The organism is Streptomyces graminofaciens, from assembly GCF_030294945.1.
Taxonomy (GTDB): Bacteria; Actinomycetota; Actinomycetes; order Streptomycetales; family Streptomycetaceae; genus Streptomyces; species Streptomyces graminofaciens.
In genome coordinates, this window is sequence record NZ_AP018448.1 from 10,425,360 (window position 1) to 10,439,268 (window position 13,909).

Annotated in this window: 8 protein-coding genes; 4 read left to right on the forward strand and 4 right to left on the reverse strand. The window is 71.8% G+C overall.

The annotated features are described in order from the left end of the window. Positions 1-29 precede the first annotated feature (29 nt). Positions 30-857, reverse strand: a complete 828-nt coding sequence (locus SGFS_RS45955) for a putative hydro-lyase (RefSeq protein WP_286258528.1) — start codon at positions 855-857, stop codon at positions 30-32. Next, positions 854-2,173: an MFS transporter gene (locus tag SGFS_RS45960; RefSeq protein WP_286258529.1), complete on the reverse strand. Its 1,320-nt coding sequence runs from the start codon at positions 2,171-2,173 to the stop codon at positions 854-856. Before SGFS_RS45960 ends, SGFS_RS45955 begins: the two co-directional genes overlap by 4 nt. Before the next feature lie 182 nt (positions 2,174-2,355). Here SGFS_RS45960 and SGFS_RS45965 point away from each other — a divergent pair, with 182 nt between their 5' ends. From SGFS_RS45965 to SGFS_RS45980, 4 genes are all read left to right on the forward strand, one after another. After that, positions 2,356-3,051 (forward strand): GntR family transcriptional regulator, encoded by a 696-nt coding sequence (locus SGFS_RS45965; RefSeq protein WP_286258530.1) that lies wholly within the window; start codon positions 2,356-2,358, stop codon positions 3,049-3,051. A 177-nt stretch (positions 3,052-3,228) separates the two neighbouring features. After that, the gene (locus tag SGFS_RS45970; protein ID WP_286258532.1) at positions 3,229-4,752 is read left to right on the forward strand and encodes a hypothetical protein; all 1,524 of its coding nucleotides are present in this window, start codon (positions 3,229-3,231) and stop codon (positions 4,750-4,752) included. 148 nt (positions 4,753-4,900) lie between these two features. Further along, positions 4,901-5,782 carry a hypothetical protein gene (locus SGFS_RS45975; protein ID WP_286258533.1) on the forward strand — a complete coding sequence of 294 codons (882 nt, stop codon included), beginning with the start codon at positions 4,901-4,903 and terminating at the stop codon, positions 5,780-5,782. A gap of 78 nt (positions 5,783-5,860) precedes the next feature. Next, the gene (locus SGFS_RS45980; RefSeq protein ID WP_286258535.1) at positions 5,861-10,507 is read left to right on the forward strand and encodes a hypothetical protein; all 4,647 of its coding nucleotides are present in this window, start codon (positions 5,861-5,863) and stop codon (positions 10,505-10,507) included. On the opposite strand, the gene SGFS_RS45985 is transcribed toward SGFS_RS45980, so the two are convergent. Both SGFS_RS45985 and SGFS_RS45990 read right to left on the reverse strand, forming a co-directional pair. After that, positions 10,508-12,082, reverse strand: a complete 1,575-nt coding sequence (locus SGFS_RS45985; protein ID WP_286260385.1) for a GMC family oxidoreductase — start codon at positions 12,080-12,082, stop codon at positions 10,508-10,510. Between the two features lie 88 nt (positions 12,083-12,170). Further along, positions 12,171-13,790 (reverse strand): APC family permease, encoded by a 1,620-nt coding sequence (locus tag SGFS_RS45990; RefSeq protein ID WP_286258536.1) that lies wholly within the window; start codon positions 13,788-13,790, stop codon positions 12,171-12,173. Positions 13,791-13,909: the final 119 nt, after the last annotated feature.

Sequence of the window (13,909 nt, forward strand, 5' to 3'; positions counted from 1 at the left end):
TCCTGGTCGGTTCCTGCTGGTCTCGCCGCTCAGAGCACGCGGTACTGGTCGTCGCGGACGTCGGTGAGGAACATCTGGCCCGGTGCGTGGGTGATCGCGAACGGCGGGCGCGAGGCCATCACCGCGGCCTGGGGCGTGACCCCGCAGGCCCAGAACACCGGGATGTCGTCCGGCTCGGCGGCCACGGGGTCGCCGAAGTCCGGGCGGGACAGGTCCGCGATGCCGAGGCCCGTCCCCTCGCCGCAGTGCACCGGGCCGCCGTGCACCGCCGGGAGCAGACTGCTCTCCCGGATCGCGGCCTCCAGATGCTCGGGTGGCACCGGCCGCATCGACACCACCATCGGCCCGCGCACCCGCCCGGCGGGGCGGCACTGCCGGTTGGTGACGTACATGGAGACGTTGCGGCCCTGCTCGATGTGACGCATCGGGACGCCCGCCCGGGTGAGCGCAGACTCGAAGGTGAAGCTGCACCCGATGAGGAACGACACCAGGTCCTCGCGCCAGACGTCGACCACGTCCGTGGGCTCGGCCACCAGCTCACCGTGCTCCCACACCCGGTAGCGCGGCAGATCGGTGCGCAGGTCCGCGCCCCCCGCGAGCGGGGTCGTCCAGGAGCCGGCGTCCGTGACGTCCAGCACCGGGCAGGGCTTCGGATTGCGCTGGCAGAACAGCAGCATGTCGTACGCCCAGTCGGCCGGGACCGCGATCAGGTTCGCCTGGGTGTGCCCGGCGGCGACCCCGGCGGTGGGGCCCGAGACGCCCGAACGGAACTCGGCGCGGGCCTTTTCGGGGGTCCACGCGTGCGCGTGCGGCTCGACGAGGGTCAGTGCGCGGTCCTCAGCGGTGCTCCGGTTCACACCAGTTCCTTTCCACGGGTCTCGGGGAGTCCGAGCAGCGCCACCGCCGCCAGGGCGTAGCCGATCGCGCCGAAGACCAGCGCGCCGCCCACGCCCCAGCTGTCGGCCAGGAAACCGACCGTGGTGGGGAAGGCGGCGCCCACGGCACGCCCGGTGTTGTACGTGAAGCCCTGCCCGGTGCCGCGCACGGCCGAGGGGTACAACTCGCTCAGATAGGAACCGAAGCCGCTGAAGATCGCCGACATACAGAAACCGAGCGGGAAGCCGAGCACGAGGAGGAGGGTGTCGGCGCCGCTCGGGATGTTCGCGTACGCCAGGATGCACACCGCCGAAAGGACCGCGAAGAGCCAGATGTTCCGCCTGCGGCCCAGCCGGTCGGTGAGATAGCCGCCGGTGAGGTAGCCGCCGAAGGCGCCGGAGATCAGGAACGTGAGGTAGCCGCCGGTGCCGACGACCGACAGTCCGCGTTCGGTCTTGAGGTAGGTGGGCACCCAGGTGGCCAGTGTGTAGTAGCCGCCCTGGACGCCGGTCGAGAGCAGCACCGCGAACAGTGTCGTGCGCAGCAGACCGGGAGCGGTGGGCGTGCCCCGCCGGAAGATCGCGGCGAACGAGCCCTTCTCGGCACTCTTCTCCCGCGCGGCCGCGGCCTCGGGTGCGTCCTCGACCGAGCGGCGCACCCAGATGACGAGCAGCGCGGGCAGCGCGCCGGTCCAGAACATCACGCGCCAGGCGAGGTCGTCGTCCAGCAGGGAGAAGACCGTGGTGTAGACGATCACGGCCAGTCCCCAGCCGACGGCCCAGGAGCTCTGGATCGCGCCGAGCGTACGCCCCCGGTGCTTGGCGCTCGCGTACTCGGCGACCAGGATCGCGCCGACCGCCCACTCACCGCCGAAGCCCAGCCCCTGGAGGGCCCGGAAGACCAGCAGGGTCTCGTAGTTGGGCGCGAAGCCGCAGGCCACGGTGAAGACCGCGTATGTGATCACGGTGATCATCAGCGCCTTCACGCGCCCGATCCGGTCCGCGAGCACGCCCGCGACAGCGCCGCCGATCGCGGAGACGACCAGGGTGACCGTGGTGAACAGGCCGGTCTGGCCGTTGTCCAGGCCGAAGTAGGCCGTGAGCGCGACCATGCTCAGCGGCAGCGTGAAGTAGTCGTAGGAGTCGAGGGCGTAGCCGCCGAACGCGCCGGCGAAGGCGCGGCGGCCCCGCGGGCCGAGCGCGCGCAGCCAGCCGAACGCGCCGCCGTCTGCGGTCGGTTCGTCGGGGCCGGGGAGAGGGGTGGTCGTCGGCACCTGGGACGAAGGGGTCGTGCTCATGGGCACCTCGCAATGAGGGACGGAGGGTGCGTGAGGGACTGATCCGTGCTGAGCCGTGCGGAAGTACGGGCGCCGGAGAAGGGGTCGAACGCGCGGCGCCTGCCCAGCAAGGTAGAGGATCGTTGAACGATCCCTCAATACCCGTGTTGTTTCGTTCTTGTCTCTGCGGTTGAATTCCGGGCATGGCCGCCGAACTGACGGGACTTGCAGACGACCGGGCCCTCCTGGGGCGCACCAGCACCGCCGAACGGGTTTCGGACATCCTCCGGAGCCGGATCGCCGAGGGCTTCTTCCCACCGGGGACACGGCTGTCCGAGGACAGCATCGGCGGCGCCCTCGGTGTCTCCCGCAACACCCTCCGCGAGGCGTTCCGCCTGCTCACCCACGAACGGCTGCTCGTGCACGAGCTGAACCGCGGGGTCTTCGTCCGGGTGCTGACCGTCGAGGACGTCGAGGACATCTACCGCACCCGCCGGCTCGTCGAGTGCGCCGTCGTACGCGGGCTCGGCGCGCCGCCCTACGACGTCGACGGGCTCGCCGACGCCGTCGCCGAAGGGCAGCGGGCGGCGCGGCAGGGTGACTGGAAAGGGGTGTCCACCGCCAACATCCACTTCCACCGCGAACTGGTCGCCCTCGCCGGCAGCGCCCGCACCGACGAACTGATGCGCAGCGTCTTCGCCGAGCTGCGGCTCGCGTTCCACGTCGTGGACAATCCGCGCAAGCTGTACGAGCCGTATCTGGCGCGAAACGTACTGATCCTCGAGACCCTTCGGGCGGGTGAGCACGAGGAGGCCGAGCGGATGCTGGCGGCGTACCTCGACGACTCGCTGCGGGGGTTGGTCGAGGTGTACGGGCGAAGGGTGGCCGAGGCGCTGTGACGTGACCGGTCGCTCCTGCTGAGAGTGGGCGTTCATGGTGCGAGCAGGCCGTTCACGGTGCTCGCGCGTGGTTCACGGTGCGAGCGGTCGTTCCCGGCCTCGGCCGGGTGGCCCGCCGGGCCTTTGCCGGTGGAACGATTTGGGTCGTTGTCAGACCCAGGACCTAGTCTGTGCACCGTGACTTCACCCGCATCGACGGACAGTGTTCCGCCCCAGCTCAGCGCGGGGCCGCGCCCCGCTCCGGGCCCGGCCGCCGACGAGGGACTGGCGCGGCGGCTGCGCGCGCTCGCCTGCACCGCGCCGCTGCACGACCTGGACGCGCGCAAGGCGAACCTCGCGGGTGAGTACACGGTCTACGGCATGGCCGAGGTCGCTCTCGCCGCCATCGACCTGGTCACACTGAACATGGACTTCGACACGGGCGCGGACCACGACCAGATCGTCGCCCGGCTCATCCCGCGCATCGCCGCCCAGGCCCCGCAGCGGCCCGTCGCCGAGCACGAGCGGGTGGCCCGCTGGGTCCTGGAGAACCTGATCAACGTCGGCAGCGTCGACCGTGGCTTCCGGGCCGTGTACGGCACGTTCGCACCCGACGGCACGTATGTGCGCCGTGACTACGACTTCAAGCTGCTCGAAGAGGTCCCCGGGTACGGCGGCGGGGTCTACCTCCGTACGACCGACGAGGCCGTCAACGTCCTCGTGGGCGCCCTCGACACCGATGTCACCAGCGCCCAGATCGCCGCCGAGGTCAAGCTGGAGGTGCTGATCAACCGAGGCCGCCTCGCCGACGCCCAGCTCGCCGCCGAGCAGGCGCGATACCGCACGGTGCAGTACTCGGAGACGCTCAGGAAGGCCCTGGACGCCACGCGGCGCAATGTCCGCGCGGTCGACTGGCTCCAGGCCGTGCCCGACATGATCGCCGAGGCCCTCGACCACGTAGCCGACCGGTACCGCCACGAGAACGCGATCCTCACCAACATCCGCAAGGCCCGCGACGAGTCCGAGGACCCCGAGCAGAAGCGGCGCGCCGCGGAGCTGGTCGACATCGTCAAGGACTGCATCCGGCGACACACCCAGCTCCAGTCCCGACTGCTCGAGGCCGGACCGCTGTTCCGCGCCGAGCAGGACCGGCAGGCCTTCGCCACCCCCATGACGACCTCGGGGATCGACCTCTACGGACACCTGGTCGCGCCGCTGCTGCCGCTGCCCATGGAGCAGGCGAGGCGGGTGACCGACGCGTTCTTCGCCCGGGGGACCGGGCTGCGTACGCCGGTGTCCGTGCGGGTGGGGGACCTTGTCGACCTGCTGTTCACGCCGCCGGTGGAGCGGGAGCACCTGGGGGCGGAGATGCCGGAGCCGGACCTGATCGCCACGCCGGACGACAGCCGGTTCAGCGAGGAGCAGTTGGCCGCCGCGAAGGAACTGCTCGATCTGCCCGCGGACGCGCCGCGGCGGTTGTCGGGGTTGTTGGCGGAGGCGCGCCGCTCGGATCCCGAATTGCCTTATCTGGTCGCCCTGTTGGCTGTTCATGCGGCCAGTCCGCCGGTCGGTACGGCTTATCGGCAGGGGGAGGAGAAGCTGTTGTTCTCCGTGGACGACGGGACGGTGTTGGACGATCCGGAGTTCGGTGGCGCCGATTTGATCGTGGGGACGGCTCTGCTGGACGCGGTGGGAATGGCTGCGGACAGGGAAGCGGCATGAGAGCGCCGGTCGACCTTAGGCCGTCGTTCGTGTGCGGACCGTCTGTGGCTGATCGCGCACACGCGGCGGAGCCGCACATGCCATGGCCCCGCGCCCCTGAAGGGGCGGCTGCACTTGACCCCTGTCACGAGATCAAGGAGTTTTCGCCGTGAGCGAGCACGTCGAGTGGAGTGAGCCGGAGGCCGTCGCCGCGCCGGCGGCTGCCGCCCCCCTCACGCCCGCCGACGCCGCCGATGCCGCTCGGCTCGTCGCGTTCGGGCTTCAGCCCAAGTTGCAGCCCGCCCGTGATCAGGAGTACGGCGAGTTGCTGCGACGGTACCGGGAGGACTCGGCGTTCGCCCGGCTCGCCGATGCCGTGGCCGCCGGTCTCGGGCTGGTCGTGATGGAGGTGTCCCCGCGCGCCGGCATGGCGGTGACGGCCGCCGAGGACTCGGTGTTCGCCGTACGCATGGGGGACTACGCGCGGCGGACCTCGGCCGATTCGGTCGACCGGTTCCTGCACGGGCTCGCCCATCTCGCGGTCGCCGCCATGGCGTTCCCCCGGCCCGAGGACCTCGCGGACGACGGGTACATCGGGCGGGTCTCGGTCAACGGCGTCGACGCCTTCGTACGGCAGGCCTGCCGACGGCTGGAGGAGCGGGCCGAGGAACAGGGAGAGAACACCGACCCGGCGAGCGACGCGCCCGGACTGGAGGCTGCCTGGCGGATCTGGGCGAGACGCAGTTCGACCGGGGCCACCAAGGACGCGCGCCGGCTGGCCGGGTCCACCACCGGCATCGTCGGCAAGGCGGTGGCCTTCCTCACCGACTCGGGTTTCCTGCAGCGCACGGGTGACGACAACGGCGGTACGTATCGCACGACCGCCCGCTATCAGCTCCAGGTGCGTGACATGGCGGGCAGTGCCGCGATGGCCGAGCTGCTGGAGCTGGGGATCGTCCCGGTGACCGACGGCACCGCCACACTGCTGCCCGCAGAGGACACCGACGATCTGGAGCTGGTGTCCGACGCCGGGCTGCCGTTCCACTCCTGATCGCCCCTCCCGGATCCCCGAACCCGACCACCCCGACCACCGACCGCACCACCGTCACGACCGCGAAAGTCCGCCGCCATGTACGAGCTGTCCCGGGTCCGCCTCTACTCCATCGGGCCGGCCGGTGCGCGCTACGCCGACACCGTGCTGGACCTGCGGGGTGTGGGCGACATCGTGCCCGACCCCGCGCCCCAGCAGGCGGAGTTCTTCGAGGAGGAGCCCACCGGGCCGCCGCGCCGGCCGGCGCCCGCCGGTGTGCTCTTCCTGGAGAACGGCGGCGGCAAGTCGGTCCTGCTCAAGCTGATCTTCTCGGTGATGCTCCCCGGCCACCGGAACACGCTGGGCGGTGCCAGCTCCGGTGTGCTGCGGAAGTTCCTGCTCGCCGACGACTGCGGGCATGTGGCGCTTGAGTGGCAGCACACGCTCACCGGCGAGTGCGTGGTCGTGGGCAAGGCGAGCGAGTGGCGGGGGAGGCAGGTCTCCAACGACCCCAGGAAGTTCGCCGAGGCCTGGTACTCGTTCCGGCCCGGGCCGGGCCTGAGTCTCGACAACCTCCCCGTCGCCGAGTCCACCGCCGTACGGCCGCCCGTCGAGGGCGCCTCCGGCGCGCAGGGGCGGCGGCGGACCATGAAGGGCTTCCGGGACGCCATCACCGAGGCAGGCAAGGCGTATCCGCACCTCGACGTGCACTGGGAGGAGGGCCACGACCGCTGGAACGAACATCTGACGGATCTCGGCCTCGACCCGGAACTCTTCCGCTACCAGCGGGAGATGAACGCCGACGAGGGTGAGGCGGCCGGTCTCTTCGCGGTGAAGAAGGACTCCGACTTCACCGACCTGTTGCTGCGCGCCGTGACCGATACACGCGACACCGACGGGCTCGCCGACCTGGTCGGCGGCTTCGGCAACAAGCTGGGGCGACGGGCCGAGCTGATCGCCGAACGGGACTTCACCGCCGGGTCCGTGGATCTGCTCGGGCGGATCGTCGAGGCCGCCGAGGGGCGCTCTCGCGCACGGGACGTGCACGCGAGCGCCGAGCGGCGGACCCGCACGCTGGCGCGGCGGCTGTCGGCGCGGGCCGCGCGGGAGCGGCTGCGGGGCACCGACCTCGCCCAACGGGTCACCGCCGCCGCGTACGCGGTCACGCACACCGAGTCCGCCCGCGACCGCGGCTCGCTGATCGCGGCCGAACTCGCCTACCGGCACGCCTCGTTGGCGCTGGCCGCCGCCGAGAAGTCGGCCGCCGCGCAGAAGCGGGAGCTGGCCGACGCGCGCACGCTGCACTCCGCCTGGCAGGCCGCCGAGGCCGTGCTCAGGCACCGGGCCGCCGCCGACCGGGTCGCCCGCGTGGCCGCCGCGATCCAGGAGGCCGAGCGGGACGCGGCCCCGGCGCTCGCCGCCCGCGCCAAGGCCGCCGTCGACCTCGTACGGGCGCTGCAGAGCGCGGCCCAGAGCGCCGAGGACCTGGCGAACGAAGGGGAAGAGCGCTCCGCCGAGCTGCAGGCGGTCGGTGAGGCCGCACACCGGGACGCGACGGCCGCCGCCACGCAGGCGCAGCGGGCCCGTAGTGAGGTCGGGCATCTGCGGCAGCGACTCAGCGAGGTCGAGCAGGAGACCGCGGAAGCCGTGCGCGCGGGCTGGCTCGACGACAGCGCGCCCGACGCCGACCCGGCGCGGGCCGCCCTCGCCGCCAGCGACGCCGAGAAGACCGCTGTCGCCGCGTGGGACACCGCGCGCGAGGCCTCCCGCCGGGCCTCCGAACACGCCCGGGAGGCGGCCTCCGCCGAGTCCCGCGCGGAACTGACGGCCGCCCGCGCGGCGGACGCGGCCATCGCCGCCGAGCGAGCGTACGACGGGGAGCGGCGCACGGCCGAGGCCCTGGCCGGGGAGGAGCGGCTCGTCGAGCTGCTGGGCCTCGGCGCCAAGGGCGGAGCACACAAGGTGGTTCCGCAGCCTCGGCGTGACGGCGGCGCCACGGCGGAGAGCGGTGCACAGGGCGACGAAGGAGGCCCGCTCACTCCCGAGGAGCTGGACCGTTTCGCCGACGAGTTGCGCGAGCTGCTCGACGAGAACGTGGCCTCCGCCGAGCGGCATCTCTTCGAGCTGCGCACCGCCGCGGCCGACGACTCCCGCATCCTCGGCGCCCTCGGCGACGGCGGGCTGCTGCCGCCCGGCCCCGATGTGCTGGCCACCGTCGAGTACCTCGGCGAGCACGGCATCCCGGCCCTGCCCGGCTGGCGGTATCTCGCCCAGGCCGTGGATCCCGCCGACCACGCGCGTGTACTGGCCGCCCGCCCCGAGCTGGTCGACGGCGTGATCATCACCGACCCGGACTCGTACCTCCGGGCCCGCGAGGCGCTCGGCGACGCTGCCCTGCTCCCGCGGTCCGCCGTGGCTGTCGGCACGGCCGCCGCGCTGCTCGCCCCGCCTCCGGCGGCCGACGCGAGCAACAGTGACGTCTTCCTCGTACCGCCGAACCCGGCCATGCACGACGAACACGCCGCCGACGAGGAGCGGCAGGCGCTGCGCGCGCGGGCCACCGAGCGGGACGAGGAGATCCGGGCGCTCGCCGCCCGGCTCGGCAAGGACCGGGAGCTGGCGGCCCGGCTCGCCGCGTGGCGCACGGGCTGTCCGGCGGGGCGGCTCATCGAGCTGGCGACCGCAGCCCAGGAGGCGCGCGCCTTCGCCGAGGAGGCCGAGGCGGAGCTGGCGGAGGCACGGACCGTGCGCACCGAAACCGAGGAGACGTCGGCCGAGGCGGCCCAGGTGCGCGACGAGCGGCAGGAGGCCGCGCAGAAGGCCCGCCGCGCCGCCGACGCGCTCGCCGGACTCGCCTTCCGGCTGCGCGAGCGGGCCGGCTGGCAGGTCAAGGTCCGTGAACTCGCCGACGAGGCCACGGAGTCCGAGGCCCGCGCCCAGGCCTGTCTGGAGCGCGCCCGCGCCGCCGACGAGGACCGGCGGGCCGCCCAGCGCGGCGCCGACGACGCCCGCCGCACGGCGCGTGCGCTGCGCGCCGAGCGCGCGGAGATCGCGGGTGCCCCCGACGACGTACCGGAGGACGCCGCCGACACGCCCAGGCACCCCCTCGCCGCACTCCGCGAGGCCTACCGGGCCGCTTCCCAGGTGTACGAGAAGGTCGGCGTCGACGCCGACCTGCGCGCCGAGCAGGCCCGGGCCGAGAGCGACGAGAGCGCCGCCATCGCCGAGCTGGACCGGCTGACCAACAAGGTCCGCAACCGCGCCGAGCAGCTGCTGCAGTCACCCGACGGCTCCGACGGGCCGTCCCGGCAGGCCGCGGCCGCCCGTGCCGAGGAGCTGGTCCAGCTCCTCGAAACCCGGGTGTCCACCGCGAGCGAGCAGCTCGGGCGGCTGCGCGGCGAGGCCGAGCGGCACGCCCCCGAGGACGGCGAGGCACACACCGAGCTGCCCGAGGAACTGCTCCCGCGCGACGCCGAGCACGCCCAGGCACTGCTGCGCACCGCCACCGCCGAACTGGCCTCCCGCACCGAGGCGTTGACCCAGGCCCGCGAGGCCCACGCCGAACTGCTGGACGCCCACCGCGCCGCCGAGGACGCGGCCGGCGGCTTCGACGAGACCGCCGCCCTGCTCCGGGACCTCCTCCGCGACCACACCGCGGACGACGAGCAGGAAGAGCCCGAGCCCTACCCCGGCGGCCTCGAAGAGGCCCGCAAGGCCGCAGCCGAGGCCCGCCGCTCCCTGCGCGGCTGCGCCGCCGACCTGTCCGCCGCCGACGGCGCCGTACGCGAGGCCAGTGACGTCCTCGTACGGCACGCCAACTCCACGCGCTACGAGCAGGTGCGCACGCCCGCCCGGCAGCAGATCCGGGAGCTGCCCGCGTCCTCGCTGCCCGAGCACGCGCAGAAGTGGGCGGAGGCCTTCGCGCCCAGGCTCCGGGTCCTGACCGACGAGCTGGCTCAGCTGGAGCGCAACCGCGACTCGATCGTGGACCGGCTGCGGGGCCTCGTGGAGTCGTCCCTCGCCACCCTGCGGTCCGCCCAGCGGCTGTCCCGGCTGCCCGAAGGGCTCGGCGAGTGGTCCGGGCAGGAGTTCCTGCGCATCCGCTTCGAGGAGCCCGACCAGGCCACACTCGGCGAACGGCTCGGCGAGGTGGTCGACGAGGCGACCCGCGCGGCCGTGAAGAAGAACTCCGACATGCGCCGCGACGGCATGTCCCTGCTGCTGAGGGGCGTGAGCGCGGCGCTCGAGCCGAAGGGCGTGGCCGTCGAGATCCTCAAGCCCGACGCCGTACTGCGCGCCGAGCGCGTGCCCGTCGGCCAGATGGGCGACGTCTTCTCGGGCGGCCAGCTGCTCACCGCCGCCATCGCCCTCTACTGCACGATGGCCGCGCTGCGCAGCAACGACCGGGGCCGGGACAAGCACAGGCACGCCGGCACACTGTTCCTCGACAACCCCATCGGCCGCGCCAACGCGACCTACCTGCTGGAGCTCCAGCGGGCCGTGTCGGACGCGCTGGGCGTCCAGCTCCTCTACACCACCGGCCTGTTCGACACGACGGCGCTGGCGGAGTTCCCGCTGGTCATCCGCCTGCGCAACGACGCCGACCTCAGAGCGGGCCTGAAGTACATCAGCGTGGAGGAACACCTCCGCCCGGGACTGCCGCAGCAGCCCCAGGCGGGGGAGGCGGTGCACAGCGAGATCACGGCGACACGGATGTTCAAACGGCCCGCTTCGGCGAGCAGTTGATCAGCTGCCGTCCTTCAACAGGTCCGCGCACTTCTCGCCGATCATCATCGTCGTGATGCACGGATTGACGGTGACGAGGTCCGGCATGACCGACCCGTCCGCGACCCTCAGACCCTCGACCCCCTTGACCCGCAGCCGTGCGTCGAGCGGGGCCGAGGGGTCGTCGTCCGCGCCCATCTTCACGGTGCAGGCCGGGTGGTAGACGGTGTTGTGCGTCTTGCGGATGTAGTCGAGCAGTTCGTCGTCCGACCGGACGTCCGGCCCGGGGGCCAGCTCGGCGCCCGCCCAGCCGCTCAGCGCGGGCTGCGCGGCAATACGACGGGCCAGCTTCAAGCCGTACGTCATCACCCGCACATCGTGCTCGTGCGTGAAGTAGCGCGGGTCGACCCTAGGCTTGTCCCGGTAGTCGCGGGTACGCAACCGCACCGTCCCCCGCGACTTCGCCCGCGTCACGTTCGGCGTGAGGCAGAACGCGTTCTCGGACGTGGGATAACCGTGCCGGGCCGTGTTCATGTCGAACGGCACCGACCCGTAGTGGAACATCAGGTCGGGCCGGTCCAGACCCGGCTCGGTGTCGTAGAAGATGCCCGCCTCCCACCACTGGCTGGACGTGGTGGTCATCGGCTGCGCGGCCTCCCACATGACGACGCCCTCGGGGTGGTCCTGGAGGTTCTCGCCGACGCCCGCCGAGTCGACGACGACCTCGACCCCGACCTCGCGCAGGTGTTCGCCCGGCCCGATGCCCGACAGCATCAGCAGTTTCGGTGAGTCGATCGCGCCGCAGGACACGACGACCTCGCGCCGCGCCCGGACCGTACGGGTGTGGATGAGGTCCGGGTCCAGATACTCGGCGCCGACGCACCGCCGCCCCTCCAGCACCAGCTTCTTCGCCCGTACGCCCGTGCGTACGACCAGGTTCGGCCGCTTGTCCATGACCGGGTGGAGGTACGCCACCGAGGACGACTGCCGGATGTTGTTCTCGTCGGAGTTGATCTGGAACCAGTTCGCACCCCGGACCACGGTCGTACCGGTGTTGAAGTCGGCGGTCGGAATACCCGCCTGCGCGCACGCCTCCAGCAGCGCGGTCCCGCACGGGTCCTCGCCCTTCAGCGTGCGCAGCCTCACCGGGCCGGAACGGCCGTGGTGGTCGCCCGGGGCGTCGTTGTTCTCCAGCCTCCGGTACAGCGGGAACAGGTCGGCCGCGCTCCAGCCCGCGCAGCCGGCCGCCGCCCAGTCGTCCAGGTCCTCCGCCGGTGCCCAGAAGGCGATGCAGGAGTTGTGGGACGAACAGCCGCCCAGGACCTTCGCCCTCGCGTGCCGCATGAAGCTGTTGCCGCCGGACTGCGGCTCGACCGGGTAGTCCCAGTCGTAGCCGGACTCCAGCAGACCCATCCAGCGCTCCAGTTTCAGCACGTCGTCGTCACCGACGTCGCTGGGTCCCGCCTCCAGTACGCAGACCGTGACCGATGGATCCTCGGAGAGACGGGCCGCGACCACATTGCCGGCGGTGCCGCCGCCGACCACGACGTAGTCGAACTCTTCTGCGTTCGTCGGGGCGTTCGTCGAGGCTTCCATCGGGGTGTTCATCGGGGTGTTCACGGAGACGTTCATGGGGAGTTGACCTCCTGTATTGCTGGGGCGCCGGGTGTTGCGGGGTCGGCTCTCAGTCGGCCGCCGGGGAGGCGACGGGCGGGGCGGGCGGCGTCGGTGGCGCGGGCGGTGTGGTTCCGGTCTCGGACTCGGTCTCGGCGACCTCCAGCCGGTGCTCGGCGAGAACGCCCGTGCGGTGCCGCTGGACGAACCAGTAGTAGGCGAAGCCGCCGCCGGCGATGACCCCCACGAAGAGGACGGCGCCCCACCTCAGGTACCAGTGGAACGGCTCGGCCGCGTTGTACACCGAGGCACGCGGCCAGATCAGGTTGAGGGTCATGCCCGCGCCCCACACCACGGCCACGATGTTGACGAGGAGGCCCCAGCGGCCCAGCGAGAACCTGCCGTCCCCGGCGGGCTGCCACGTGCCGCGCAGCCGCGCCCACAGCATCGGCCCGGTGACGCCCAGGTAGGCGAGGTAGATCATGATGATGCCGATGCTGGTCACCACGGTGAAGATCTGCGGCTGGCGGATGTTCACCACCAGGATCGCGAGCGCCAGGATGCCGATGATCACGGCCGGGAGAACCGGGGTCTGGAAGCGCGGGCTGACCTTGGCCAGCAGCGTGGACGCGGGCAGGTTGTTGTCGCGGGCCATCGCGAAGGCCAGGCGGATCGCCGCCGTGTGCACGGCCAGCGCGCAGACCGTGACCGCGATCAGCACGCACCACAGCATCGCCTTGCCGGCCGTCGGCCCGAGCACGTCGAGCACCACGTACTGCAGACCGTCCGTGGACAGCTTCTCGCCCTTCAGGCTGGAGACGCTCATCAGCGCCAACAGCAGGATCAGGCCACCGAGGACGAAGGAGGCGATGATCGCCCGGATGATCGCGCGCGGCGCGTTCCGCGTCGGGTCCAGGGACTCCTCACCGAGCGAGGCCGCCGTGTCGAAGCCGTACATGACGTACGCCGACGCCAGAGAGGCCACGAGGAACGCGCCCAGGTAGCCGGCACCGCCGTAGCCCTCCCCGGTGCCGTTCGTCTCCATGACCACCTGCGGGCCGCGAGTGATGTGCACGGCGAACAGCACGATCAGCACGACGGTGGCGACGAGTTCGATGAAGACGCCCGCGGTGTTGATGGTGGCCATCAGCTTCACGCCGAAAGCGTTCACCAGGGTGGTGAAGAGGATGAGCACCGCGGCCAGGATCACCGCGTTCGTCGCCACGTCGTACGTGCCGGTGCCGTCCCCCACGATCTGGAACACGTCGGAGATCTGCGGCAGCGTCAGCTGATAGGCGAGGGCCACCGCCGCGATCGACACGATCGAGGCGATCAGCATCATCCAGCCGGCCAGCCAGCCCAGATGCGGATTGCCTATCTTCTTCGACCAGTTGTAGACGGAGCCCGCGACCGGATAGCGGGCGGCCAGCTCGGCGAAACAGAGCGCGACCATGAACTGGCCGACGAACACCATCGGCCACGACCACCAGTAGGCGGGGCCGCCGCTGCCGTAGCCGAAGTAGAACAGCTGGAACGTGCCGGTCAGGATCGAGATGTAGCTGATGCCCGCGGCGAAGGTGTGGAAGTTGCCGAGGGTGCGCTTCAGCTCGGGTTTGTAGCCGAACTCGGCGAGTTCGGCGTCGTCTCTCGGGTGCTGGGCGCCGGACGGTGGTTGCTCGGTTGTTGCCATGAGCGGGACTCCTGATGGGCTTCGGGGAGCAGGGAGGAGGGTGGCTCGTGCGGGTGCCGAAAACAGTGAGGGGGGAGTGGTCGGTGGTGCGTTCGAGTGAGAGGGAAGTTACTACCTAC